Origin of the sequence: Fructilactobacillus cliffordii, assembly GCF_024029355.1 — a bacterium.
Lineage (GTDB): Bacteria > Bacillota > Bacilli > Lactobacillales > Lactobacillaceae > Fructilactobacillus > Fructilactobacillus cliffordii.
Genome location: NZ_CP097117.1, coordinates 327,360 through 353,036 on the forward strand (window position 1 = coordinate 327,360; position 25,677 = coordinate 353,036).

22 protein-coding genes and 1 other annotated feature are annotated in these 25,677 nt (G+C 45.6%); all 22 genes read right to left on the reverse strand.

Features of this window, described 5'->3' with window-relative positions; translation table 11 throughout:
- Positions 1–53 precede the first annotated feature (53 nt).
- The 22 genes from ruvB to M3M38_RS01815 all read right to left on the reverse strand — a co-directional run bounded on the left by ruvB (position 54) and on the right by M3M38_RS01815 (position 25,626).
- Positions 54–1,073 carry a Holliday junction branch migration DNA helicase RuvB gene (gene ruvB / locus M3M38_RS01715; protein WP_252814852.1) on the reverse strand — a complete coding sequence of 340 codons (1,020 nt, stop codon included), beginning with the start codon at positions 1,071–1,073 and terminating at the stop codon, positions 54–56.
- A gap of 9 nt (positions 1,074–1,082) precedes the next feature.
- Positions 1,083–1,682: a Holliday junction branch migration protein RuvA gene (gene ruvA / locus M3M38_RS01720; RefSeq protein ID WP_252767353.1), complete on the reverse strand. Its 600-nt coding sequence runs from the start codon at positions 1,680–1,682 to the stop codon at positions 1,083–1,085.
- Between the two features lie 18 nt (positions 1,683–1,700).
- Positions 1,701–3,641: a DNA mismatch repair endonuclease MutL gene (gene mutL / locus M3M38_RS01725; protein WP_252814512.1), complete on the reverse strand. Its 1,941-nt coding sequence runs from the start codon at positions 3,639–3,641 to the stop codon at positions 1,701–1,703.
- Between the two features lie 7 nt (positions 3,642–3,648).
- A complete protein-coding gene (gene mutS / locus M3M38_RS01730) occupies positions 3,649–6,270 on the reverse strand; it encodes a DNA mismatch repair protein MutS (protein ID WP_252814514.1) in 2,622 nt (873 codons plus the stop codon).
- 16 nt (positions 6,271–6,286) lie between these two features.
- Positions 6,287–7,096, reverse strand: coding sequence for a TIGR00282 family metallophosphoesterase (locus M3M38_RS01735; protein WP_252767356.1), 810 nt, complete (start codon positions 7,094–7,096; stop codon positions 6,287–6,289).
- 87 nt (positions 7,097–7,183) lie between these two features.
- Positions 7,184–8,743, reverse strand: a complete 1,560-nt coding sequence (gene rny, locus M3M38_RS01740; protein ID WP_252814515.1) for a ribonuclease Y — start codon at positions 8,741–8,743, stop codon at positions 7,184–7,186.
- A 133-nt stretch (positions 8,744–8,876) separates the two neighbouring features.
- Complete coding sequence (locus tag M3M38_RS07485) at positions 8,877–9,530, reverse strand: nicotinamide-nucleotide amidohydrolase family protein (protein ID WP_338082200.1); 654 nt, start codon at positions 9,528–9,530, stop codon at positions 8,877–8,879.
- On the reverse strand, positions 9,478–10,119 hold the full coding sequence (locus tag M3M38_RS07490) for a molybdopterin-binding protein (RefSeq protein WP_338082201.1): 642 nt from the start codon (positions 10,117–10,119) through the stop codon (positions 9,478–9,480). The genes M3M38_RS07485 and M3M38_RS07490 overlap by 53 nt, the downstream gene beginning before the upstream one ends.
- A gap of 36 nt (positions 10,120–10,155) precedes the next feature.
- The gene (pgsA, locus tag M3M38_RS01750; protein WP_252767359.1) at positions 10,156–10,743 is read right to left on the reverse strand and encodes a CDP-diacylglycerol--glycerol-3-phosphate 3-phosphatidyltransferase; all 588 of its coding nucleotides are present in this window, start codon (positions 10,741–10,743) and stop codon (positions 10,156–10,158) included.
- Positions 10,744–10,805: 62 nt separating this feature from the next.
- The gene (locus M3M38_RS01755) at positions 10,806–11,714 is read right to left on the reverse strand and encodes a helix-turn-helix domain-containing protein (protein ID WP_252767360.1); all 909 of its coding nucleotides are present in this window, start codon (positions 11,712–11,714) and stop codon (positions 10,806–10,808) included.
- A gap of 68 nt (positions 11,715–11,782) precedes the next feature.
- Positions 11,783–13,048 carry an EF-P 5-aminopentanol modification-associated protein YfmH gene (yfmH, locus tag M3M38_RS01760; protein ID WP_252814517.1) on the reverse strand — a complete coding sequence of 422 codons (1,266 nt, stop codon included), beginning with the start codon at positions 13,046–13,048 and terminating at the stop codon, positions 11,783–11,785.
- Positions 13,032–14,300: an EF-P 5-aminopentanol modification-associated protein YfmF gene (yfmF, locus tag M3M38_RS01765; RefSeq protein WP_252767362.1), complete on the reverse strand. Its 1,269-nt coding sequence runs from the start codon at positions 14,298–14,300 to the stop codon at positions 13,032–13,034. Before yfmF ends, yfmH begins: the two co-directional genes overlap by 17 nt.
- A gap of 50 nt (positions 14,301–14,350) precedes the next feature.
- Positions 14,351–15,148 carry a septum site-determining protein MinD gene (gene minD / locus M3M38_RS01770; RefSeq protein ID WP_252767363.1) on the reverse strand — a complete coding sequence of 266 codons (798 nt, stop codon included), beginning with the start codon at positions 15,146–15,148 and terminating at the stop codon, positions 14,351–14,353.
- Between the two features lie 2 nt (positions 15,149–15,150).
- Positions 15,151–15,828, reverse strand: a complete 678-nt coding sequence (locus M3M38_RS01775) for a septum site-determining protein MinC (RefSeq protein WP_252767364.1) — start codon at positions 15,826–15,828, stop codon at positions 15,151–15,153.
- 13 nt (positions 15,829–15,841) lie between these two features.
- The gene (mreD, locus tag M3M38_RS01780) at positions 15,842–16,366 is read right to left on the reverse strand and encodes a rod shape-determining protein MreD (protein ID WP_252767365.1); all 525 of its coding nucleotides are present in this window, start codon (positions 16,364–16,366) and stop codon (positions 15,842–15,844) included.
- 12 nt (positions 16,367–16,378) lie between these two features.
- Positions 16,379–17,224 carry a rod shape-determining protein MreC gene (gene mreC, locus M3M38_RS01785; RefSeq protein WP_252814519.1) on the reverse strand — a complete coding sequence of 282 codons (846 nt, stop codon included), beginning with the start codon at positions 17,222–17,224 and terminating at the stop codon, positions 16,379–16,381.
- Between the two features lie 58 nt (positions 17,225–17,282).
- Positions 17,283–18,287 carry a rod shape-determining protein gene (locus M3M38_RS01790; protein ID WP_274705802.1) on the reverse strand — a complete coding sequence of 335 codons (1,005 nt, stop codon included), beginning with the start codon at positions 18,285–18,287 and terminating at the stop codon, positions 17,283–17,285.
- Between the two features lie 101 nt (positions 18,288–18,388).
- The gene (locus tag M3M38_RS01795) at positions 18,389–19,693 is read right to left on the reverse strand and encodes a bifunctional folylpolyglutamate synthase/dihydrofolate synthase (protein ID WP_252814521.1); all 1,305 of its coding nucleotides are present in this window, start codon (positions 19,691–19,693) and stop codon (positions 18,389–18,391) included.
- Positions 19,694–19,740: 47 nt separating this feature from the next.
- Positions 19,741–22,416: a valine--tRNA ligase gene (locus tag M3M38_RS01800; protein WP_252814527.1), complete on the reverse strand. Its 2,676-nt coding sequence runs from the start codon at positions 22,414–22,416 to the stop codon at positions 19,741–19,743.
- Positions 22,417–22,460: 44 nt separating this feature from the next.
- Positions 22,461–22,669 (reverse strand) — a binding site (T-box leader).
- A gap of 49 nt (positions 22,670–22,718) precedes the next feature.
- Positions 22,719–23,216 carry a thiol peroxidase gene (gene tpx, locus M3M38_RS01805; protein ID WP_420842656.1) on the reverse strand — a complete coding sequence of 166 codons (498 nt, stop codon included), beginning with the start codon at positions 23,214–23,216 and terminating at the stop codon, positions 22,719–22,721.
- A 20-nt stretch (positions 23,217–23,236) separates the two neighbouring features.
- Positions 23,237–24,460, reverse strand: coding sequence for a tRNA uracil 4-sulfurtransferase ThiI (gene thiI, locus M3M38_RS01810; protein WP_252814529.1), 1,224 nt, complete (start codon positions 24,458–24,460; stop codon positions 23,237–23,239).
- A gap of 20 nt (positions 24,461–24,480) precedes the next feature.
- Entirely contained in the window at positions 24,481–25,626 is a 1,146-nt protein-coding gene (locus M3M38_RS01815; RefSeq protein WP_252814854.1) for a cysteine desulfurase family protein, read from the reverse strand.
- Positions 25,627–25,677 lie beyond the last annotated feature (51 nt).

The following is a 25,677-nucleotide window of genomic DNA, read 5'->3' on the forward strand; positions in this document are numbered from 1 at the left end:
TCTCACCTCAATTTCATTACTATCCTAATTTTAGCAAAAAAAAGTCGTGCCGACTAGGGTTTGGTTTCATCCTGTGGGTAGGGACGGCCTAAATGTTGATAGGCCGCCTGAGTGACCATTCGACCCCGAGCCGTCCGCTTTAAATAGCCACTTTGCAGTAAGTAGGGTTCACACATTTCGGCCACGGTTTCCGTTTCCTCACCAATGTTAGCTGCCAGGGTGTTCAATCCAACCGGTCCCCCGTTATAAAAATCAATCATGGTCGCTAAAATCTTACGGTCCGTGCGATCGAGTCCTTCACTATCAACACCTAAAGCCGTAAGCGCCTGATCTACGCTGGCCACGTCAATTTCTTCCTTGCCTAAGACCTGGGCAAAATCACGAACCCGTTTTAACAGGCGGTTCGCAATCCGGGGCGTGCCCCGTGAGCGTAAGGCAATTTCGTGGGCTCCCTCTGGTTGAATCTTAGTTTGAAAAATCTGGGCCGACCGCTGTACAATTTGTTCTAATTCAGTCGTTTGATAGTAATTCATGTGCTCCACAATTCCAAACCGATTCCGAAAGGGCGCGTCCAACAACCCCGCCCGAGTCGTCGCCCCAATTAGCGTAAACGGAGGTAGAGCAAAGTGAACTGGGTGCGCCGTGGGTCCCTGGCCCACTACGATGTCAATGTAAAAATCTTCCATCGCAGAGTACAGCATTTCTTCCACCGCTTTAGGTAACCGGTGAATTTCATCAATAAAGAGAATGTCGCCGGGCTCCAGTTCGTTCAACAGTGCCGCCAGATCCCCACTTTTTTCAATTGCCGGCCCACTGGTCGTTTTTAAATGCACGCCCATTTCGTTGGCAATCACCGTGGCCAGGGTGGTTTTCCCTAATCCTGGTGGTCCAAACAGTAGCACGTGGTCAAGTGATTCTTCACGTTGCTTGGCGGCTTCAATGTAAACCCGCAATGACCGTTTTAGTTCAGATTGGCCAATGTACTGAGCAAAAGTCTGGGGGCGCAGCGTTTGTTCAAAAGAACGCTCCTCGTCATCGGAATCCTGCGTAATAATCCGCTTCTCCACGTTAATTCCCCCTTCCTACTTTGTAAGTAATTTCAAGCCCTGACTTAGGTACTGATCAGTCGTTAAATTTTCGTCAGTAGTCTGTAATTGTTGGCCTACTTTTGCTACCTCTTTTTCCTTAAATCCAAGTGCCTGTAAAGCACTAAGGGCATCGGCTAACTGAGCATTGTCGGTTGCGCTAATTGGCCGGGCCATCGTTGGTTGCGAAACCGTTTGCGTTTGAAGCTTATCTTGAAGGTCCAAAATAATCTGGCGAGCCGTCTTCTTGCCAATTCCCGGGAATTTCGTCAGAAACTGGACGTCTTCCGTTTGAATGGCGGTAATTAGCCCCTGATTATCGTTACCCGCCATGATGGCTAAGGCACTTTTGGCTCCAATTCCCGACACATTCAACAATTGTTCAAACAATTGCTTATCCGCCGCAGTCGCAAATCCATACAACGTTTGACTAGAGTCAGTGACGTTTTGATGGACATAAATTTTTTGGGGAACCTGATCCGACCGTTCAAAATGATACGGATTAGCAACGTACACCAAATATCCCACCCCGTTGACATCAATGACGATGGTCTGGGGCGTGACGCTGGTCACGATTCCATTTAAATATTCAAACACCGTTGTTCCTCATTTCCGTTATAATTCCCATCGTTCGGCTTCATGGGGATCTTGAATTCGTTTAAACATGGACTCTAAGTCCGTGGGCGAAAAATTAACCAAAACCGGTCGGCCATGCGGACAGTTAAAGGGATTCTCGCACTCATGCAACTGGTCCAACAGGGCTTGGGCCTGCTTGTGATCCAGATGATGGTTCGCCTTTATCGCCTGCTTACAGCTCATCATAATGGCTGCCTGTTCTCGGTATGCTGCCACTGAGAGCTTTTGGTGGGCGAGCCCCCAGTCAATTAGTTCGCGGATCGTTTGTTCCTCTTCACCCTGCTGAAACCAAGCTGGATGCTGACGTACAATAAAACTATTAGCTCCAAATGGTTCCAGTTCTACTCCAATCGCTGCAAAGTCATCCAAGTGTTGCTTTATCACCAACGCATCACTAGTAGGATAGTCTAAGACAATTGGAACCAGTAAGTGCTGTTGGTCGGCGGCAACAGACCCCACATCGGTCCGCAGTCGTTCGTAATTAATCCGTTCCTGGGCCGCGTGTTGATCTACAATGTAGAGCCCTAGTTCGCTTTCAGCCACCAAATAGGTGCCGTGAACCTGACCCACAAACCGCAGTTCCGGAAACCGTTCTTTTGGAGTAACCTCTCCGGTTGGTTCTGCAACGCTTGCAACCGTTTGCTCCTTCCCGGCTCCTTGCAGCGGATCATCAGGCAGTCGTTCTTGCTGATACCGGCGTTGAAAGTTTTGAACCGCGGGTTGCTGTAATTCGGATTGATCCCGAATGATGATGGGTTCATGCGGCATTTCAAACGAATCAGTTTCTTCTGATGTCGATCCTTCAAAAGCTCCGGTCGTTACTGAAGTAGGCGTTGGTTCAGTTCCTGGAGTGAGATTTAAAGCCACTTCAACCGAATTATGGCGCGCCACCCCACTCTTAAAGTGCTGATTATCAAGGGCTTCTGGAATCAGATTTTGCTGAGCCAACGTTCGGTAAATCGTGTCTTCAATAAACTGACCCAAATTGTCTCGGTTCAATAACCGGACTGATTGCTTCGTCGGATGCACGTTTACGTCCATTTGACTAGGGTCCATGGTGATTTTAAGAACAGCCACCGGGTACCGTCCTACCATCAATTTTGAGCCATAGCCAGCGATGATGGCCCGGTTTAACTCGAGGTCTTGAACAAAGCGACCGTTCACAATCACTGATAAATACTTCCGACTGGCTCGGGTTAGTTCGGGCAAACTCGTATATCCCTCTAGTTGAAATTGGTCGTTCTCCGCATGCACCGCAATCATTTTTTTCATGCTTTGATTACTGTAAATACCGGCAATCACCTGCTGCAGGTTATCGCGCCCTGAAGTGCGCAGCAGTTCCTTTCCCTCGTGCACCAAGCTAAAGGAAATTTCTGGATGACTCAGAGCTAGATGATTCACCATTTCGGTAATTTTACTAAGTTCTGTACTGCTGGACTTTAAATAGTCGCGGCGTTTGGGGGTGTTAAAGAAAAGGTCCGTTACCTCCACAGTCGTGCCCCGGCGCGTGGCGGCGGGAAGTTCCGCTTGCACGGTTCCCCCCTTCATCTGCATTTCGGTTCCCGGATGAACCCCATCGGAAGTTTTCATCACTACCTGGGCCACTGAGGCAATGCTGGGCAGGGCTTCGCCCCGAAAACCTAACGAGTTCACCCGAAAAAGATCAGCTTGATCCTTAATTTTACTGGTAGCAAACCGTTGAAAGGCCAAGCGTACCTGATCTGGTGCAATTCCATCTCCATTATCGGTAACCCGCACTCGGTCAATGCCGCCGTGCTTAACTTCGATATCAATCCGGGTACTATGTGCATCAATCGCATTTTCTACCAATTCCTTCACGACTGATGCGGGTCGTTCAATTACCTCTCCTGCCGCAATTTGATCGGCCAGAATCGTTGGTAATTCGTGAATCGTTCCCATGAATTTCTCAGTCCTTTCGTAATTGTTGCTGCCACTGATAGACTAAGTTCATTAGTTCTAATGGAGTTTTCCCCATTAGATCAGTTTGTTTAATTGCTTTGAGTAACTGTTTTTCGGTACTAGTTAGCTTGCTGGAATTCACCGGCTGGGGCTGTGGCGCTGGGGCTAACAACTCTAATTGTTTCTCTGTCTTTGTGGGAGTATCTGGTTCCTGACTGGATTGGCGCACCTGGGTTGTCACGTGTTGTCCATTCTCCGCTTCTAACTGGTCCAACACGGTTTGTGCCCGTTCCAGTAACTGATCAGGAAGTCCAGCTAACTTGGCCACGTTAATCCCGTACGATTTATCGGCAGGACCCGGCATAATCTTGTGCAAAAAGACCAACTGCCCGTCCTTTTCCACGGCCCCCACGTGAATATTTTGCAGGTGTTTTAGTTCTTGATCCAAGTCAGTCAGTTCGTGGTAGTGCGTCGAAAATAACGTTTTAGCGTGAATGTAATTATGAATGTACTCAATGATAGCCTGTGCTAGCGCCACTCCGTCATACGTAGAGGTTCCCCGTCCCAGTTCATCCAGTAAGATTAAACTGTCGGAGGTCGCCGTTTGGAGCGCCTGATTGGCCTCTTTCATTTCCACCATAAAGGTACTCTTACCAGAAATCAGGTCATCCGCCGCCCCAATTCGGGTGAAAATTTGGTCAAAAATCGGGAGCTCTGCCGCTTCCGCAGGAACAAAGCACCCCATCTGTGCAAGTACCACAATTAACGCTAGTTGTCGCATGTAAGTACTCTTCCCGGACATGTTGGGTCCTGTAATCAAGAGCACCTGCGTCTCTGGATCCATCTCAATGGAGTTCGGGACGTATTCCTGTGGTCCCAGCACCGTTTCGACCACGGGGTGCCGTCCGTTCGTAATCTGGAGGCGATGCTCCGTGTTGAAGGTCGGTTGCACAAACTGGTTACGTTCACTAACGTGGGCAAAGCTTTGTAACACATCTAAACTGGCAATTCCACCGGCCAACTTTTGCACCCGCGGAATCTCTTGCTTAATCTGGTCGCGCAACTGGGTAAACAGTTCGTATTCCAGACTCTGTGATTTTTCCTGGGCTTCCATGATGATGGTTTCTTTCGCCTTTAATTCCGGTGTCGTAAAGCGCTCGGCGTTCGCTAACGTTTGCACCCGAGAGTACCGGTCTTCTGGCAATTTGGCTAAGTTAACCTTAGAAACCTCAATAAAGTATCCAAAGACTCGGTTATACTTCACCTTCAGGTTATTAATTCCCGTGGCCTGGCGTTCCTGGGCTTCTAAATCAGCTAACCAGTGCTTCCCATTTTGCATTGCATCGCGGTACTGATCCAATTTTTCGTTGTAACCAGGCTTAATGACGCCACCCTCAGTTACAGAAATTGGTGGCTCTGACACAATCGCTGCTTCAATCAACTCCTTCACATCGTGAAGATCATCCAGTTGCTGATACAAATCGGCAAACTCAGGTGTATCTAGCTCATCTAAAACGTGTTTAACCTTAGGAATTTGCGCTAACGAGGTTGCCAGTTGCATTAAATCACGACCATTAACCCCACCAAAGGCAATCCGTCCCGCTAACCGTTCCAAATCATATACCTGAACAAGCGCTTCTCTGAGTTCGTTGCGTTCATAGTAGTGCTCTAGCAGGGTCTTAACCAATCGTTGTCGTGTTTCAATCTGTTGTGGTTGAAGTAGCGGTCGGTCCAGCCACTGCTTAAGTTTTCGTCCCCCCATGGCCGTTTTCGTATCATCCAAGACGCCCAGTAAGGTTCCAGCTTTTTTTCCGGTGCGAATGTTCTTTGTCAGTTCCAAATTGTACTGCGAATTATGATCTAACTTTAAAAAAGAGTTCGGTTGGTACTGAACTGCTGGTTGAATGTGCGCTAAGTTACGCTTTTGGGTTTCCGTTACGTAGGTTAGCAGTAGTTCGCCCGCTTGGTGTAAAACAGAACTGCGTAAGCCTGCTAATAGTTGTTCGTTAGCAATTGGCGCTGGTTCAGCATGCGAAACTAAAATGCCTAATTTTTCCAACTGAGCAGTTAGTGAAGTTAATTGTTCTCCCGCAACCACGACTTCCTTGGAATTTAAGTTAATAATTTCATTTAAAACCGCATCCTGACTATCCAACTGACAGGCCTTTAGTTCCCCCGTTGAAAGTTCAATGTAAGCAAGGCCGAACTGATGCTGGTTCTCATCAACCACTACTCCAGTTAAATAGTTATTGACCTTGGCAGTCTCAGCATGATTGTCAGTTTGCGTTCCTGGAGTCACTAACTGGACCACCTCGCGCTTCACCATGCCCTTAGCGAGTTTGGGATCTTCAACCTGTTCACAAATGGCCACCTTGTAACCCTGGTCCACCAGCGTATCAATGTAATTTTGTGCCGAGTGATGGGGCACGCCACACATCGGAATCGGATCATCAGCATTGCGATTACGCGCCGTTAAGGTTAGTTCCAGTAACTGGGCCCCCTTCACTGCATCATCGTTAAAAAGCTCATAAAAATCCCCAATTCGATAGAACAAAAATGCATCCGGATACTGGTCTTTAATTTTTTGATACTGCTCCATCATTGCTGTGTTTTTTGTTGCTTTTACCATGTTTTCACTCTTTCATTTAAACGTTATGGTACGGATGGTCATGATCAATTAAAATCGTTTGCACCTTTTTGGCATGGCCAGTTTGCGGATTAATGTTAACCACACATCCGGACAGGATCCCAGGCCCAGTCGTTTGAACCGCAAAGCGATTTGGCCGCGCCGTCAGAAATTTTTGAATGACGGGTTGATACTCCATTCCAATCACGCCTGTAGCGGGACCGGTCATTCCGGCATCCGTCAAAAAAGCAGTTCCGTTCGTTAAAATTTGCGGATCATTTGTCTGCACGTGGGTATGCGTCCCAACTACGGCTGAAACCCGACCGTCTAAAAACAAAGCCATCGCTTTTTTCTCGCTGGTCGTTTCGGCATGAAAATCAACAAAAATAACTTTAATTCCTTTCGCGTGCAATTGATTGACGAGTCGATCAATCGCTGCAAACGGATCATCAGTTGTTTCCATAAATACCCGGCCCTGCAAGTTAATCACAGCAACCTGCGTGCCATTGATGTTTAATGTGGCATAGCCATGTCCCGGGACCTTGGTTCCAGGATAATTTAAAGGTCGCAGCAGATTAGGGGTTTGATTAATAAAGGTGAAGATCTCTTGATTATTCCATGCGTGGTTACCCAAGGTCACAACGCCAGCCCCGGCTTTCATTAGATCCTTAAATAATTTTTGGGTAATTCCTCGGCCACTTTTGGTCGTGTTTTCTCCGTTCACAATGGTAACTTGTGGTTTAAACTCTTTTTTTAACTCGGGAAGATACTGTTCCACTAACTGTATTCCCATCTCACCAACCACGTCACCTAAAAATAAAAATTGCATGACTGTCCGCCCATCTAAATTTATTCTGTTAACCTTATTTTACCATGGAAATTTCTAAATAAAAAAAGACTGGTACCAACCAGTCTCCTACTGAGCATATTCAACGGAACGAACTTCCCGAATCACTTTTACCTCGACGTGACCCGGATGATTCATTTCATTTTCAATTTTGTCCTTAATCTCTCTAGCTAACACAATTGCTTGTGAGTCAGAGATTTTTTCTGGTTTCGCAATTACTCGAATTTCGCGGCCGGCCTTAACGGCGTAACTTTTTTCGACCTCATCAAAACGATTGGTAATGTTCTCCAGTTTTTCCAACCGGTGCACAAAGCTCTCTAACGAGTCACTCTTAGCCCCTGGCCGGGTAATCGAAATTCGATTGGCAACATCCACTAATTCGGAAACCAGGGTGTGTGGCTCATTTAACTCGTTTTCGAGTCGAATCGCATCGATGACTACCGGATCTTCGCCATATTTCTTGGCAATATCAACTCCGGCTTCAACGTATGATTCATCGGTCCCACTCGCTGTTGCTCGTCCAATTTCGTGTAATAATCCAGCGCGCTTTGCTAAAGTTACATCTTCACCTAACTCAGCTGCAAAAACTCCAGCTAGTTTAGCAACCTGAATGGAGCGGGACAAGACGTTTTGCCCATATGAAATTTTATATTTCAATTGTCCCACTAACTTGACTAATTCATGATTCATGGAATGAATCCCTAAATCAAAGATAACGTTTTCGCCTTCTTCTTGAATCTGTTGGTCGAGTTCTTTTTTACTTTTCTCCACCATTTCTTCAATCCGAGCGGGATGAATCCGTCCATCCTTAATCAACTTTTCAAGCGCTAATTTGGCAACCTCTCTTCTGATTGGATTAAACCCACTCAGAACCACCGCATTGGGAGTATCATCAATAATTAAATCAACTCCCGTTACGGTTTCAAAAGTCCGAATGTTACGTCCTTCCCGACCAATGATTCTTCCTTTCATATCATCATTGGGAAGGGCCACAACGGACACCGTGGTCTCTGAAACAATATCTGCAGAACTTTGTTGTAGGGCTTCTACAATTAAATTCTTCGCGTCCTGAGCAGCCGTCTGCTTGGCGGATTCATAGTTTTGTTTAATCATCCGCGCCCGAACGTCTGCCAAATCACGTTTCGTTTCATCCAGCACTAAGTCGCGTGCCTCTGCTTCTGTTAAGGAAGCGACTTTGGTGACCTCGGCCTGCCTTTTTGCGATAAGTGCATCTGCATCTTGTTGCTTTTTTTCCAGTGCTTTTTTCTCACTGCTAATGCGTTCCTCTAACCGATTTAGATTATCATCCCGTTTTTCAAAAGCTCGATCCTTACGATCTAAAGCTTCCTCTCGTTTCAGTAAATAATCTTCTTGGCGTTGAATATCATCCCGCCGTTTTTTCAGGCCCTTTTCGACCTTATTTCGGTAAGCGTTGCCGTCTTTTTTAGCTTTAGCAGTCGCTTCTTTAAGTTGCTGCTCTGCCTGACGTTGCGCATCGGTTAGAATATCATTAGCATTTTGATGAGCGGCAGTTAGCTTGGCTTCCACCGTTCGTTTATGAGTAAATTGCCCGATTAAAAAACCAACAATCATAGCGATAGCGGCGCATCCAACAATAGCAAATACCATTATTTTTCCCCCGTATCACTTGAATTTTAAAGAAGCAAACGTTCATCACGTTTGCCACTTATCCAGTTTAATGTTAAAAAATTTAACTGTCAACTAAGACCATTGAAACATCCATTTCCATCTTTGTCAGTAACTAACCTTGGAAATAATCATAAATTAATTTCAACCCTGATTTAACCGCATAGTCACGGACGGAATTTCGCGAGCTAGAAAACTGGACGCTGCGAGTAAGCACCCGTCCGTCCGGTAAGGCCAGTCCCAACCAAAAAAAGCCCGCCGGATGACCTTCTAGCTCATCTGGTCCAGCCACTCCGGTAAATGAAATGGCTAAATCAGTTTGTAATTGTCGTTGAGCTCCCGTTGCCATGGCAACAGCCGTTTCCTTTGAAACTACTCCATGAGTGGCAATCGTAGCAGCAGGAACATTTACTAATTGCTCTTTCGTGGTAGCAGCATAAGTAACAAAGCCCCCCGAAAAAATCTGCGATGCTCCGGCAACGTTAGCTAACGTACTTTGAAAAAGTCCGCTGGTTAACGATTCGGCTGCGGTAATGGTTAAATGGCGTTGTTGCAAAAGCTGAACTACCACCTGTTCCAGTGAATTATCATCACCATAGCCGTAGAAATATTGTCCTGCTAGGTGTAGCACCTGCTGTTCTGTTTCATCCAGCAACCGAGCTACGGCTGCCTTCTCACTCCCACTAGCAGTGATTCGTAACGTAACCTCATTTTGCTTAGCATACGTAGCGAGCGTCGGATTCTGCTGTCCGGCAATCAACGAGTGCAAGCAGTCCTCTAATGCTGGTTCGCCAATCCCAAAAAAAACGCATGACCCGGGACTTGATCACCTGACCGTGTTGGGTTAGCTGCGCTAATCGCGGTTCTGCTTCCTTTTCAAACATTGGTTGCAACTCAGCCGGAGGACCTGGTAATACCAGATAATGACACTGTTTCGTGGTCAATAACATTCCAACGGCAAATCCGACTTCGTTGGGTAAGACAGTTGCTCCTTCGATGATTTCCCCCATCAGGTCAGCGTGGACAGGTTGTGGACGTTTGGTCTCTGCATAAAAGGTCTTAATTTTGTTCATTGACTGCGGTTCCGGAACCAACGGCCGATTCACTAGTTTAGCTAACGTGGTTTTCGTTAAATCGTCTTCGGTCGGACCGAGTCCCCCAGTTAAAACTACTAGTTCACTGCGTCGTGCGGCTCGTTGAATGGTCGTAGTTAAGCGTTCGGGGTTATCTCCCACCGTGGCCTCAAAGTACACATCGATGCCCAAATTTGCCAAATGCTGGGCAATGAATGGAGTACTGGTATCCACAATTTCGCCCAGTAACAGCTCCGTTCCCACGCTAATAATTTCTGCTTTCATTTTTAAACTTCTTCCTAATTCGGTGCTTTAAATCAGCTAAAAAGAATCCGCAAAGACCTTGCGGTTCTTAACAAAGTATTCAACCCCCGAGTAAATGGCTGCAATGAGAGCTACGTACAAACAGAATTGTCCGACTGGTAAGTTCAAGTTATTGAAAAACACGTTGTTTAACAGTAATAAAATGACACTAATCATTTCGAAAAAGGTCTTAACCTTTCCAGACCAATCAGCCGCAATGACCTGACCATCATTTTGAACAATAATTAAGCGTAACCCAGTGACTGCTAACTCCCGGCACACAATGATAGCTGCAATCCAGGCAGCAACGTTATTATCCCCGACTCCCACCAGCATTATGAAAGCTGACATGACAATCATCTTATCGGCCAACGGATCAGCAAACTTCCCAAAGTTAGTGACCAGGTGCGCGCGACGGGCAATCTGACCGTCCAAAAAATCAGTTAAAGCTGCCACAATAAATACCAAAGCCGCCAACAACTGGTTCACCGGAATCATGGTTCCGGCGATTACCACCGCCCCCATACTAATCGGTAACGCTAATAACAATATAAAAATGGGAATCAGGATAATCCGAAACATGGTTAGTTTATTAGGTAAATTCATTGCAAAAAATCCTCCTCAAAGCGAAAATAACGTCCTGCTATTACACAGGCCGCCATTGTTCGTTACCATTCAAATTTAAAGTTCATATCCCGCTGGTTCGCATCTTGACCCGCTGCCGGTTGAGGTAGCATTACTTGTTGGTCATTTAACTTAACACTTGAAATCGGAGCGTTCGTCAAATGAATATTCACTTCTTTAGTGTTCTTCGGAATGTCAACTTGGTGCCCCGCATTTTGATTTAACGTACCACTGTACACCTGATTTCCATCCAGTTTCACTGTTACAGTCGTTGCTTGCGTTGCTGCTAAATCTAACTTAGAGGTGGCATTTCCGGTCTTAACGGTAAAGTCACTGGTGCTGTCTTTCACCTGTTTAATTTCCGTTTGCCCTTCCTTTAAGTTGTTTTTGGGGGCTTGTTTTTCTGTCTTTTTCGCTCTTTTCTTTTTAGCGTCATCATTAGTAACGGTAACCTTAGCGTTTTTAGGCGCCGTGGCGCTACTATCTTGCCGAGTTTTAGCAACCGCAAAAATCACAACCCCGATGATAATAATCACGATTACTACGAGACCCAATAATGGAAGCATCTTTTGTCGATCCATCTGCGTCTGATTCTTGGATAAGTTGGGGCTGTTCGTCGGTCGATTAGAGGTCCGGCTGTCCGATGCTTCCGCTGGTTCGGTTGATTTTAATGAATCGGCATCGGGATTAACCTTAGCAGTCGTCAAATGGGAGTCCTGTAAAAATTGTTCTCCGTTCAACCCCACCGCGTTCGCATATTGCTTCACAAACGCCCGGACGTAAAATTGACCCGGCAATGCAGCAAAATCATCATTTTCAATCGCCGTTAGGTACCGTTTCTGAATTTTGGTCTGCTTTTGGAGTTCGTCCACCGACAGACCGGCTTTTTCCCGAGCTGCCTTTAATTGAGCTCCGATTTCAGGATTACTTGCTTGCTTGTTTTCCTCACTCATTTTTTTCAACTCCAATTCCTTAATTTATTGTCAGTATATCATATCCATAATGGTGAAAACACGGTCGGTTACTTAATCAGGTTAATCGTTTTTTGACTAGCCCGAAAGAAATCCCGGGCGAATGTAACGACCGTTTTCAAATCCAACTGGTTAATGATTTCAATTTCATCAAATAAATTAGTATAACCATCTATGGCCATCCCTAACTGGTTGGCTATGGCAGAAACCGAATTCATTTGGCTAATTCGTTCTCCCAGTTCTTCATTTTTAATCAAATCAAACTGAGGTGCTAAGCGCTGTGGATCTTGAAGGGCTTGTTCAATTACAGCTCCAATCTTACCACTAAAACGCTCCGGTTGTTCCGTGTCCATGGCAAAAATCAAAAAGTGATAGGCGGCTTCCATTTCAAAATCAAAACCAAAGGAATCGTTGATAATCCCCGTTTGGTAAAGCTGTTGATAAATGTCTGAATCTTCGGAAAATAGAAGCTGGAGAAAAATGCCGAAGGCTAATTCCTGCTGGGCAAAGTCCCGACCGGCCCGAATTGGTGCCGGTCCCCGATACCCTACCGCTACTTTCGGCGTGGTTACTCCTAATGAAGTCGTGGTCTTTGGAATCACCAAGCTGTTTTGAATGTCCCGCTTCGTTTGCTGTTTCAATCGACGTAACTCGGCCTGATCACCTGACGTGGTTGGTAATGTTTGCAGAACGGGTAAAATGTCCGCTAACGTCACCGGTCCGCAAATGGTTAGGGTTAGATTACCGGGTTGATAGTACTGGTGGTAGGTCGCGTAGAGATCCGCCTCTGTAATCTGGGCAATCGAAGCAATGTTACCAGCAATGTCAGCGCTTAACGGCGAATTAGAATACAAGTTAGCAATCGTATCAAAGTAGAGTCGCGAATTGGGATCATCCTGATACATCAAAATTTCTTGCCCAATGATGCCTTGTTCCTTAGCAATCTTTTCTGTGCTAAAGAATGGGTGATAAACTAAATCTAACAACACTCGGAGGTTCTCAATCACGTTGTCAGTCGCTGTAAACAAGTAACTAGTTTGTGCAAAACTGGTGAAAGCATTATCACTTGCTCCTAGAGCAGCGTAGTGATCACTAGAATCGTAATGTTCCTTATCAAACAACTTATGCTCCATAAAGTGGGCAATACCAGCTGGAACGATCCGATTTTTGAGTCGGACGTTAATCGAGCCAAAGTCCGCAGTCAACATCGCATAGGTTGAATTAAACTGGGGTTTCGGATTAACAATTACTTTCATTCCGTTCGCAAGCCGAGTGCTTTCTACCGTTTCATCATATTGATTATAGTGTTTTTGCATTAGAAACTCCTTTCAAAAAGAAGGTGGCCCGCAACTGCAGCTGTCTCGCTACGGCACTAATTTCTGCTTTAGAAACGCACTGAATGTGGTTTGACCATGACCCACTGGCATCATGTCTCAATAATTGCTGTAAAAATTGTTGGTTAACTAAGCGGCGCGGACTGTCAGCCCGACTCTTAAAGCTTGAGGTTAAAACTTCCTTGACTTGGACTAAATCGGAATCAGAATAATCGCCATCAATTAGTCGTTGGAGTTCGGCTTGAATCAACGTTTGAACCCGCGGTTGCTGTTCCCCATCAATCCCACTTTGAATCGTGAGTAAGCCTACGGTAGAGTCATAACTACTGTTAATGTAATAAACTAAACTATCCCGCTCACGAATGTCACGAAACATTAATGAACTGGCCGTTCCACCCCACAAACTATTCATTACCACGGCAGCATAGTAATCGGCATCCGTACGAAATACTGGCAATGTATAAGCCTGATGATAAAGCGATTGCTGTTGTTGTACAGATTCCACCTTGGTATGCATGTGCTGCGGGAACGTCCGGGATAAGACGTTGCTAGCATCACTAGTAGTCGGCTGTAATTGGTCAAATTGCATTTGGAGTTGAGTTGTTATTGCCGGTGCAGCCGTCCCAAGCGCCGACACAAAAATTTCATCATCGGTTAATAACTTCCGGTAATATTGCGCAACTTCAGCACTGGTTAAACTTTGTAACCGGTGTACATCGCCCAGCACCCTCTTGCCTTGAAGCGGAGTTTCTGCAAAATAAAGTTCTTGTAACTGGCGACTAGCATAATACTTCTTATCATCATCTAGATTTTTGACATAATCAATTAGATTTTGCTGGTGTAGTTGGAACAAGTCAGTGGGAAATTCCCCCTTATTAATCAGAGGATGAAAAATCATCTCGTTGATGAAATCACCCACCGCTGCGATTACATCAACTTCATCAGGAAGGTAGCGTGCATCTGCAAAACTAATTAAAAACCGTAATACCGCTTGGTTCCCCACCCGAAAAACCGAGGTGCCAAACTGCGTTCCGTATAATTCCGCCAAACGCTGTGCTACTTGCAATTTACTAGCATACTTTTGACTGTAATTTTCCATCAATTCTGCTAATAAGACCCGTTTTTCTAAGTTTTGCCAATCCAATGGTTCCACAAAATCAATGGCAACCGTAGTTGTCTTAAATTTACTCCCCGGTTGTTGGCTAAAATGAATGCGTGCTGTCTTGTTCTGCATACTTCCTCCAATAAAAAAACCCTTAGCAAATTCCTAAGGGTTGTAATTGTCTACTTGAATAAGTGTTTAAGTCGATCCCAGAAACTGGGTTTGGCAGCTTGAATGGGCATCAACGGTACAGTTTCACCCATGAGCCTCCGCGCAATGTTTTGATAACACTTGGCAGCAACGTTATCAGAACTCAAAACAATTGGATCTCCATGGTTAGACGTTTTAATCACTTCGTCATCATCGATTACAATTCCCAACAGCTTTACCCCCAGATGTCGAGTGATTTCATCAACATCCATCACATCCCCATTATCCATCATATTGGGTCGAATCCGGTTAATGATTAACTCGGGAGCTTCTTGTAATGGGTGCTTTTCTAAGAGACCAACTACTCGATCGGCATCCCGAACTGCAGAAATTTCAGGAGTGGTAACAATAATTGCTCGATCGGCACCGGCAACGGCGTTCAAAAAACCTTGTTCAATTCCAGCTGGACAATCAATTAAAACGTAATCAAACCGTGGTTTTAACTCATCCACGATGTTTTTAACTTCTTCCTCAGTAAGAGAATTTTTATCCGTATTCTGCGCAGCCGGTAATAGATACAGATTTCCATCAAATCGCTTGTCTTTAATCAAAGCTTTGAAGACAGAAACCCGTTCCTTGGCAACGTCCACGATGTCATACATAATCCGATTGTCTAATCCTAACACCACGTCAAGATTACGCAATCCAATATCTAAATCTAAAAGGCACACCTTCTTTCCCATAAGGGCTAAGGCTGTCCCAATGTTAGCGGACGTCGTTGTTTTTCCAACCCCACCTTTTCCAGATGTGATTACAATTGCTTCCCCCATCTTTAAATTCCTCCAATTCTACTAAAGAATTTTGGACTAATCGCTTTGATGTTATCCAAATTACTGTAGCCGATACTATGCAAGTCATTCACATGCACAACAGTCCGCACATCAGCAGAAACCGGCTGACGTTGGTCAGCAATAATCTCGATTTGTTCGCCGATCCGAACCTGCTGGGCTTCATGAAAATCACCAATGGCTAGTTTACTTTCGTCGACAGGAAAACCAACGTGCACAATCCCTTTCACCTTGCCCATACTAAAGAGATTACCGTTAGTAATTAAACGCCCTCCCTGGTGAATTGAACCCAAAAAGAGGACGTCCCCTTTGACCCGCAAGTCTTGACCATTACGAATTGTTTGATCAATAATTGTAACTCGATTTTCATCACGCAGATGATATGCTTCATCGTTAGACATAACATCGGCTTTAAACTCTTTAATTACCAGGTTTCCCGCTTGATTAACAATATTGCGCAATCGCTGTTTTTGGTCAGCAGAAAGCGCCCGATTCCCCGATAAAATTGTGAATTCAATTTTTGATTCTGCGGCATCTTGATTTTTCGTAGCCAACTGGGTCATTAACTTTTCAAATTCTTGGACAGCTTGTTGAAAGTCAGCTTCATCATTAATCGTAACTTGAAAACCAGTTTGGCTTCCCTTTAACATCACACTTTTCATACGTTGAAAACTCCTATGATCGATATTGGTCAAACAACAAACTCACTGGATAGTACAACAATAAAAAGAGAATGAGATTCAGTAAAATCGTCGGACCAAAGGCGAAGGCCATAAAATGCACTCCAGAAAAATATACCAGATGTGCAATCCGTCCCGCCATATAACTTAATGTTAACACAATAACTAAATCAATTAGATAAATTAATGTTCCGCTAACAAAGTTCGCTTCAATGTAACTTTTAAATAACCTTGTAACGTAAACAATCAGCGGGAATAAAAAAGTGTAAATACCTAAAACCCCAATGTAATACAAGTCATACACAATTCCAATCCCCCAAGCCCACCAGTAAAGGTGTAACTCCGATAAATCATTTACAAAGAGAATGGCATATACAAACCACAAAAGGGTTAGATAGGGAACCATCGGAAACGTTCCTGCTAATAATCCAGAAAAAAAGTGCATGACAGAGCCTTCGAAAATGAAGGCAATGATCACACCCAACGGAAACAGAATGTGACGTTTTCTTTTTTTCATCATGATTCACGCCCCCTATTTCTTTCCTAACACTGAAACAACATCAATGCTACGGGTATCGGCGGCCGGTTTGATGTTAATTTGTTCTGAAATTCCGTTGGCAGCACCAGAAATACCAGTCACTTTTCCCACGTACAATCCCTTCGGAGTCGTTCCTCCTAGGCCATTGGTCATTACCTTAGCACCCTTTTTTATCTTGTCTTTTGAGGTTAAGCTCCCCATTTCAAGTTCATTGTTAGCGTTATTGTAACCAGAAATCAATCCATCCACGGGACCCTTTTCACCAGCAACTTCAACCGCAAAACGGTTTGCACCGTCTCCACTATCAGTAATCAATTCAACCTTACTGTTCGTATCGTTAACTTCACTAATTCGGCCAATTAGCCCTTGGTTCACAATTACCGGCATGTTCTTTTGAATGCCGTTGAGCTTCCCCTTGTTAATCACCAGTTGTTGTTGCCAATTAGAAGGAGTCCGTGCAATTACACTGGCATTCACCTTAGTGTAATCCGTCAGCGTCTTGTCCATTTTTAACTGCCGTTTTAACTGTTGGTTTTCGGAACTTAAGGCTGCATTCTTGGTTTGGGTAGCCTCGATTTGATCGACCTTTCCCTTTAAAATCCGGTTTTCGTGATAGGTGTTTAATAAATCATTCGTATTTGCAAAAAAACCATCTACAATCCCAACGGGAAAACCTAACGTTTGGTTTCCAAATCCCGCGATATCATTTCCAATTCTTTGAATGATGGGCGGAGTGGCCCGCTTGTTTCGAATGGCAACCGTCCCGGTAATGAGGCCCAAGCTCAGAACTAGGCAAATTACCAAAATCACCAAGTTACGACTGGAAAAAAGCTTCTGCATATCAATCTCCCATTCAATTCAATAAAACAAATAAGCGGGAGAGACCCGCTTATTTGGCTTATTTTTTCTTCATGACTTCCATACTCTTAAGTGATTCACCGGTTCCAATTGCCACACAGTCCAATGGATTTTGAGCGACGCTTACAGGTACCTTGGTAGCATCCGCAATCACTTCATCCAGATTCTGAATCAAGGCACCACCACCGGTTAAAACAATCCCGTGGTCCACAACGTCCGCAGAAATTTCAGGTGAAGTCGATTCCAAGGTTTCCTTAATGGCGTTAATGATTTCCAAGATTCCTTCGTGAATGGCAATTGCGACGTCTTCTGCTGTAATTTCCGTTGACTTAGGCAATCCCGTCAATAAATCACGGCCCCGGACGGTTTCACTTTCCATTTGGCGTGCTCTTTCGATTGAAGCAGAGCCAATCTTAATTTTAGCTTGTTCTGCGGTCGGCAATCCAATTAAGAGGTTATAATTTTTCCGCACGTAAGAAACGATGGCTTCGTCTAGTTTATCTCCTGCCATCCGAATGGAACGAGACGAAACAATTCCCCCTAAGGAAAGCGTAGCAACATCTGTAGTTCCTCCACCGATGTCAACGACCATGCTTCCAGTTGGATCCATTACGGGTAATCCGGCACCAATCGCTGCTACGAATGGTTCTTCCATTACGTAGGCGTCTCGAGCACCGGCGACCCGGGTTGCATCAATCACAGCTCGTTTTTCCACCGTCGTAATACCACTGGGAACACAAACCATCACGTACGGACGACCGTTTCGGTTGCCCAAGGCCTTGCCAATGTAGTACTTCAACATGGCGACCGTCGTATCGTAATCAGCGATTACTCCGTCACGCATGGGACGAATTACCTCAATGCTAGCGGGTGCACGGCCTAGCATTTCTTCTGCTTCGTTTCCAACTGCCACAATTTCACCTGTTTTGGCATTGCGTGCCACGACAGAGGGTTCTCTTAAGACGATCCCTTTGCCTTCAACGTAAACAAGTGTGTTGGCAGTCCCTAAATCAATTCCAATGTTTTTAGTTCCTAGTCCAAACAAAATGTTCATCCCTTTATCGTAATATTTAATTTCTTATTAATAATCCCAGTATATCATATTGCGTTCCGTTACGGCTCGTGTTTGGAATTATTAGCAATTCTTTAATTTTTAGTCGTTTTAAAAAACCAAGCCCGCACGGTTGCAATGAACAAGAGTGATCCCGTAATCAGTGTTAAATCCTTCTGTGACGTCTGGTGCTGGGCAACGGTAATGGCCGTTTTCCAATCCGTAATATAATCCAAATCAGCAAACGCCGGGTCAGAAAAATCTGCACTACCCCGCTGACCCGTTCCGGAAAATTCAGTTAGATACAGGTGAATGCGGGGATCACTGCGTAACAGTTTAACCATCTTCTGGTACTGTTTATCGGCTAGCACCGCTAACACCACGTTAAATCGCTGTTCTGGAAACTGATCCAGCGTTTCTAACAATCGCCGAACGGCAGGTACGTTATGCGCTCCGTCAATTAAAGTTCGGGGATTTGTTTGGACTACCTCCATTCGGCCGGCCCATCGGGTCTTCGGAATCGCACTCTGGATGATATTTCCCGTCTGCGTCACCGGCATCATCGCTGTTTTCTGAGTTAGATTACGAAAAGCCGCAATTGCAACGGCGGCATCTTCCATCTCAAAATCACCAATCATGTTGGTCTTAATTTGCCTGATGTTGCCAAACTGATCTTGAAACGAAAAGCTCTGGGCAGTAAGTCGGTGGTAGTCAAACTGCTGATGCAGTTGGACAAGCTGACTGTGACGGTTAATCGCCACCTCCTGCACAATTTGATTGGCTTCGTCAGGAAGCGGCCCGGTCACTGTCGGACAATCTTCGCGAATCATCCCGGCTTTGTCAGTCGCAATTTTAGTAAGCGTATCGCCTAAAATGGCCATGTGATCCATCCCAATCGTAGTGATGATGGTCATTAGTGCTTGATCAGCAACGTTCGTTGAATCAGATTGCCCCCCGATACCCGCCTCCACTAATGCAATTTGCACCCCTTGTTCGTGAAAATACAAGTACATCAATGCCGTAATCAATTCAAATTCAGATGGACCTAGTTCTGGATCTTTAGCATCTAACTCAGTCACCACGGGCTGCACCCGTTGCACGAGTTGCACCAGTTTTTGATCTGGAATCGACACCTGATTAATCTGAATCCGCTCGTTAAACCGCACGATAAAGGGGGAAGTAAATGCTCCCACTAAGAGACCACTTTCCATTAATAGTTGCTGAAGGTACGCCACGACCGAACCCTTACCGTTGGTTCCCACAATGTGAACCGTTTTAATTTGACGTTCTGGATGACCCAGCTGTTGCAACAGCTCGTTAATCCGCCGCTGAGTGGTTTCTTTTTTTATTCGGGGGCGACCGTGAATGTAAGCCAGCGCCGTTTCGTAGTCTGTGATCATATTTACTCCTCGAAAAAACAAGCCCAGAAAATTCTGGGCTTGTTTTTTTAATCTTCTAAAGCTGCTTGGACATCAGCCAACCGTTTCTTCGCGGCTGCTAATTTTTGTTCGTTATCAGCTTGTTTACTGCGTTCTTCATCAACCACCGCTGCTGGAGCATTAGCCACGAATTTTTCATTAGCTAACTTCCGTTTAGCGCGATCAACTTCGGCCTGGAACTTTTCGACTTCCTTGGTTAAGCGTTGCACTTCTTCGTGCAAATCAATCAATTCAGCCAGTGGAATGCTAACTTCAGCATCTGTTACCACAGCTGTCATAGCTAAGTCAGGTACGGAAACGTCAGCACCAATTTCCAACTTTTGTGGGTGACCAAAACGGTCCAAATACTCACGGTTGGTTTCTAACACCCGTTGTAAGTCCGTGTCCTTGGTCTTAATCAAAATATCAACTGGATTTCCTAACGGAGCTCCCGCCTCGGCCCGAATGTTACGAACCGCTTTGATAATTTCAATCAAGTGTTCCATGTCGCTTTCGGCATTTTCATTAGTGAATTCAGCATGAACTTCTGGATAGGTAGCGGTTACCAACGATTTCCCTTCATGTGGCATGGAGAGCCAAATCTTTTCCGTTACAAACGGCATAACTGGATGCAAGAGCCGAAGGAACTGGTCAAGAACGTACGCTAACACGTTGCGCGTGTTTTGCTTAGCTTGTTCATCGTCACCAGTTAACGTTTCCTTACTCATTTCAATGTACCAGTCACAGAAATCGTTCCAGATGAAATCGTACAAGGCCCGATTGGATTCTCCAAAGTTATACTTGTCGTAGTTTTCCCGGACAGCTGCTACCGTCTTGTTCAAACGGGCTAAAATCCACCGGTCGGCAAGGTTCCAGTCTGATTCGGCTGGTAACTCTGGTTTTTCCAATTCCCCGAGGTTCATAATTACGTATCGACTCGCGTTCCAAATCTTGTTAACAAACTTCCAGGAACCATCCATCTTGTCATAACTAAACCGTTCGTCTTGACCGGGCGTCGTTCCAGTAGATAAGGACCACCGCAGAGCATCCGCACCATATTGGTCAATCACATCCATGGGGTCAATTCCGTTCCCAAGGGACTTGCTCATTTTGCGACCTTGTTCATCCCGAATTAGACCGTGCAGTAAGACATCCTTGAAAGGCCGTCGCCCGGTAAAGTGAAGGCTTTGGAAAATCATCCGCGAAATCCAGAAGAAGACTAGGTCGTAACCGGTAACCATCGTTGAAGTGGGGAAGTAACGCTTGAAATCATGCGAGTTGGTGTCTGGCCACCCCATGGTTGTAAACGGCCACAACCCAGATGAGAACCAGGTATCCAGCACGTCTGGATCCTGTTCCCAGTTTTCAATGTCTTTCGGTGCGGTTTCACCCACGTACATTTCACCAGTGCGCTTGTTGTACCACGCTGGAATCCGATGTCCCCACCAGAGTTGCCGGGAAATAACCCAGTCATGCACGTCTTCCATCCACCGACTAAACGTTTTTTCAAATCGTTCTGGGACAAAGTTCACAGCATCATCCGTTTGTTGGTTTTTCAAAGCGGCTTCTGCCAATGGCTTCATCTTCACGAACCATTGGGTGGACAAGCGGGCTTCGACTTGAACTCCCGTCCGTTCGGAGTGCCCAACGGAGTGAACAATTGGTTCAACCTTCAGCATGGCCCCGGCGGCTTCTAGGTCGTCGGCAATGGCTTTGCGGGCCTCAAATCGATCCATCCCGTTGTATTTCCCGGCGTTTTCATTGAGGGACGCATCCTCGTTCATCGTGTTAATTTCTGCTAAATCATGTCGTTTCCCGACCTTAAAGTCATTCGGGTCGTGAGCCGGGGTAATCTTCACCATTCCAGTTCCAAAGTCAGGTGAAACATAGTGGTCTGCAATAATCGGAATTTCCCGATTAACCAACGGGACAATGACCGTCTTGCCCACTAAGTCTTTGTAACGTTCATCACTTGGATTAACCGCCACGGCCACGTCCCCAAACATTGTTTCTGGCCGGGTCGTCGCAATTTCAATGTAGTCTTTACCATCAAACGTGGTGTCACCAGTAAATTGATACTTAACGTGGTAAAAGGCACCCTTGTCGTCTTTGTGTTCCACCTCAATGTCTGAGAGGGCCGTTCTAGCCTGGGGATCCCAGTTGATGATGTACTTAGCTCGGTAAATCAGGCCTTGATTGTACAAGTCCACAAAGACCTTCCGGACGGCCTTTGAAACTCCGTCATCTAAGGTGAAGGTTTCACGGTCATAGTCTAAAGATAATCCCAGTTTAGCCCACTGTTCGTGAATCGTAGCCGCAAACTTATCCTTCCAGTCCCAAACCTGTTGAATGAACTTTTCTCGACCTAAATCGTACCGTGAAATGCCTTCGTCTTGTAGCATGGCTTCCACTTTGGCCTGCGTTGCAATTCCCGCGTGATCCATGCCGGGTAACCATAACGTATCGTATCCTTCCATTCGCTTTTGCCGGATCAGCATATCTTGCAGCGTCGTGTTCCAAGCGTGCCCCAAGTGGAGCTTTCCCGTTACGTTTGGCGGTGGCAGCACAATTGAATATGGCTTGGCCTGTTCATCCCCGCTGGGTTTAAATACGCCTTCGTCAACCCATTTTTGGTACATTCCTTGTTCCACGGCTTGCGGATCAAACTTCGTGGACATGGTTGTTTTGGCTTCTTCCTTGCTCATCGAATCACCCTTTCAAAAATAAAAAAGCACTCGTTCCTATTTCACAATAGGACGAATGCTCGCGGTACCACCTAAATTGGATTAACAAAGCTGTTAATCCCAACTCAATTCCAATAACGGCGGTAACCGGTTATAACTACTGGTTTCGTAATAACTGCTCCCAAGTTACACAAACTGGCTTCGTTAAGAGCCTCCCACCAACGCTCTCTCGCTTCTAACTCGTTTCAATTTGCCTCTTGTTCATCACATTTATTGTTTGCCCATTAATATACTGAACTTTAACTAATTCGTCAACTCCTTTATTAGAGAAGTTGTTCCAGGGCCATTAAAGCTTGTTGATAATTAGGTTCAGCCGCAATTTGATCCAAAATTTCTTCGTACGTGATTTTTCCCTGCGCGTCTACGACAAAAACGGCCCGGGCAAGGTGCTTGAAACTAGGAACGTACAGACCCGTGGCCTGACCAAATTCTCCTTGTGCATCGGATAACACGGATAAATTCTGCACGCCCTTGGCAGCACACCAGTCCGTTTGTTCTGCAATCGAGTTGTTGGAAATCGTCACAAACCGGGCAGCGGGATACTGGTCCGCTTGTTGGTTAAACTTCTTGGTTTCCATGCTGCACACGTCCGTGTCTAAATCTGGAACAGCACATAAAACCATTGGTTTCCCCAGTAAATCATTCGTGGTCACTGGCTGATTTTGATCATTTCGTACTGTGAACTCTGGCAAACGGTCCCCCACTGCTGGCGGAGTACCCACTAATTCAACTTCGTGATCCATTAATTTAACTTTCATCATGATTCCTTTCTGACTGCCCTTTATAGCAATTCAGCAAAAACGTCTTCTTGGGAATTGAGGTAATCGTCCCCTACGTTAATCTTCGTGACTTCGATTCCAGCTAAGGCCTCTTGCATTAAACCGTCTACGTCCACCAACTTTTCAAATTCGCGGGTTTTCTCTAAATCCGGTTTCGTTTTCGGAGCGGGAGGAGTAAAGATTGTACAACAATCTTCAAATGGCATAATTGAGAGGTCGTAGGTATCAATTTCCCGCGCAATTTTAATGATTTCGGTTTTGTCCAATGAGATTAACGGCCGCAGTACGGGTAAGGATGTCACATCGTTAATTGCCCGCATGCTTTCGAGCGTTTGGGAAGCAACTTGACCTAGTGATTCTCCAGTAAAGACCCCGTTACAGTGCCGGTCAATCGTAATGGCCGCCGCCAAGCGCAGCATCATCCGCCGTTGAATCGTCATTAAGTAACCCTCTGGAACCCGTTTTTTCACTTCTTCCTGCACCTTGGTGAACGGTACCTGAATGAAGTCAATAGTGCCCCCAAAGGCCGCAAGCTTAGCCGCCAGATCTTTCGCTTTCGCGAGGGCTTGTTGGCTAGTGTACGGTGGACTAAAGAAATGAATCATATCGACTTTCACGCCCCGCTTCATAGCTAGATAGGCTGCTACCGGCGAGTCAATTCCTCCAGATAACATCATCGTAGCTCGTCCACCGGTTCCGACTGGCAAACCCAGTGCACCCGGAATTGTGATACTCGATAAATAAATTCCACTTAAACGAACATCAATTTGGAGGTTAATGTCTGGGTGCTTCATTTGCACTCGAATTCCCGGAATGGCCTCTAAAATATAACTGCCGACTCCATCATCAATGCCGTAGGTATTTAACGGATAGTTTTTATTTTGGCGCCGAGTCGCAATTTTGAAAGTTTGGCCGGGTTGATATTGTTCCTTAATCATTTGTTTCGCCGTTTGCTGAATGTCAGCTAAACTAGCATCCTTTGGTAGCTTTACCACCGGCGAAAAAGTTTCAATCCCGAACACCTGTTGCAAGGCATCCATGACCGGTTGGGCTGGTTGATCATTTAACACCACGTGTAACCGATCTCGTTGGGCTTTCACTACAACCGCAGGAAACGGTTTCAACACGTTGCGAATGTTTTGGCCCAACTGGCGGATAAACTCCTTCCGGTTCTTCCCCTTCGTGGAGAGTTCCCCGTAGCGAACCATAATTTCACTGTATTCCATTCTGTCACTTCCCTTTTTCTTTAACTCAAGGTTTTAAATTGTTCGTATAACTTGGCAAAGACCCGCTTAAATTGTTCAACCTCTGCCATCGTATTTTGGTCACTCAGAGAAATCCGAACTGCTCCCCGAGCAATTTCCGGATCAACTCCCATTGCACTCAGTGTACTAGAAGTTAGTCCTTTTTTCGACGAACATGCACTCGTGGTGGACAAATAAATGTCATCCTCTTCAAACGCATGCACGATGGTTTCCCCTTTCACCCCTTCAATCGCAAAGCACAGGATATGAGGCGCAAAATGCGGTCCGGTGCCCGAAAAAATGTGGACCTTTGCAAACCGTTGCAAATAATCCCGCAAGTTTAAACGGAGCTCATGTTCGGTTGCCACCGTTTGTGGTTCGTTTTGCTTTAACAAGCGAACCGCTTTAGCCATTGCCGCAATCGCTGGCAGGTTTTCGGTTCCACTCCGTTGGCCCCGTTCCTGACCACCTCCGTCTAAAAATTGCATCAATTTCTTGCCGGTTCGTCCGTAAATAAAGCCTACGCCCCGTGGTGCATGAAATTTGTGCCCCGAAAAGGTTGCAAAGTCGACCCGATCGTTAAAAATCAGATCGTGCAAGCCTTTGCCAATTCCCTGAACGGCGTCCACGTGAAAGTGAATCTTCGGGTAATCCCGTAAAATCTCCGCCACTTCAGCCAATGGTTGCACGGCGCCCATCTCGTTATTGACCGCCATCACGGAAACTAAGATCGTATCCGAGCGAATTGCTTGGCGTAAATCATCCGGACGAATCCGCCCTTCTTCATCTACCGGGAGATACGTTACCTCAAATCCCAGTTCTTCTAAACGTTGCATCGAGTGTTTGACAGCATCGTGTTCAACCTGGGTGGTAATTAAGTGCCGCCCAAACTGACGCTTGGCTAGCGCGGTTCCTTTCACAACCCAGTTATCCCCTTCGGTTCCCCCACTGGTAAAAAAGATTTCTGCCGGTTGCACGCCTAACTGACTCGCAATTTGCCGACGGGACTGAATCAATAATTGATCGGCTTTTTCGCCAAAATTATGCAAACTAGATGGATTACCCCAGTAATCCTCACTCACCTGGTTGTAAGTCGCTAGCACAGCCGGATCCACCTTAGTGGTCGCGCTGTTATCAAAATAAATAATGGTAATCACTCCTTTGAAAAACGAAACCAGGCCGCAGTAACTCGACCTGGC

What these genes read in the sequence shown, in the direction of transcription:
- M3M38_RS01775 (WP_252767364.1), bottom strand. Translation starts at nt 15,828, where the DNA reads ATGAAAAGTGTGATGTTAAAGGGAAGCCAAACTGGTTTTCAAGTTACG.
- M3M38_RS01735 (WP_252767356.1), bottom strand. Translation starts at nt 7,096, where the DNA reads ATGCAATTTTTATTTTTAGGTGACGTGGTTGGTGAGATGGGAATACAG.
- mreC (WP_252814519.1), bottom strand. Translation starts at nt 17,224, where the DNA reads ATGCAGAAGCTTTTTTCCAGTCGTAACTTGGTGATTTTGGTAATTTGC.
- mutL (WP_252814512.1), bottom strand. Translation starts at nt 3,641, where the DNA reads ATGGGAACGATTCACGAATTACCAACGATTCTGGCCGATCAAATTGCG.
- yfmH (WP_252814517.1), bottom strand. Translation starts at nt 13,048, where the DNA reads ATGCAAAAACACTATAATCAATATGATGAAACGGTAGAAAGCACTCGG.
- thiI (WP_252814529.1), bottom strand. Translation starts at nt 24,460, where the DNA reads ATGGAATACAGTGAAATTATGGTTCGCTACGGGGAACTCTCCACGAAG.
- M3M38_RS01755 (WP_252767360.1), bottom strand. Translation starts at nt 11,714, where the DNA reads ATGAGTGAGGAAAACAAGCAAGCAAGTAATCCTGAAATCGGAGCTCAA.
- minD (WP_252767363.1), bottom strand. Translation starts at nt 15,148, where the DNA reads ATGGGGGAAGCAATTGTAATCACATCTGGAAAAGGTGGGGTTGGAAAA.
- M3M38_RS01795 (WP_252814521.1), bottom strand. Translation starts at nt 19,693, where the DNA reads ATGATCACAGACTACGAAACGGCGCTGGCTTACATTCACGGTCGCCCC.
- M3M38_RS07490 (WP_338082201.1), bottom strand. Translation starts at nt 10,119, where the DNA reads ATGAAAGCAGAAATTATTAGCGTGGGAACGGAGCTGTTACTGGGCGAA.
- mutS (WP_252814514.1), bottom strand. Translation starts at nt 6,270, where the DNA reads ATGGTAAAAGCAACAAAAAACACAGCAATGATGGAGCAGTATCAAAAA.
- tpx (WP_420842656.1), bottom strand. Translation starts at nt 23,216, where the DNA reads ATGATGAAAGTTAAATTAATGGATCACGAAGTTGAATTAGTGGGTACT.
- mreD (WP_252767365.1), bottom strand. Translation starts at nt 16,366, where the DNA reads ATGATGAAAAAAAGAAAACGTCACATTCTGTTTCCGTTGGGTGTGATC.
- pgsA (WP_252767359.1), bottom strand. Translation starts at nt 10,743, where the DNA reads ATGAATTTACCTAATAAACTAACCATGTTTCGGATTATCCTGATTCCC.
- yfmF (WP_252767362.1), bottom strand. Translation starts at nt 14,300, where the DNA reads ATGCAGAACAAGACAGCACGCATTCATTTTAGCCAACAACCGGGGAGT.
- M3M38_RS01800 (WP_252814527.1), bottom strand. Translation starts at nt 22,416, where the DNA reads ATGAGCAAGGAAGAAGCCAAAACAACCATGTCCACGAAGTTTGATCCG.
- rny (WP_252814515.1), bottom strand. Translation starts at nt 8,743, where the DNA reads ATGGTATTTGCTATTGTTGGATGCGCCGCTATCGCTATGATTGTTGGT.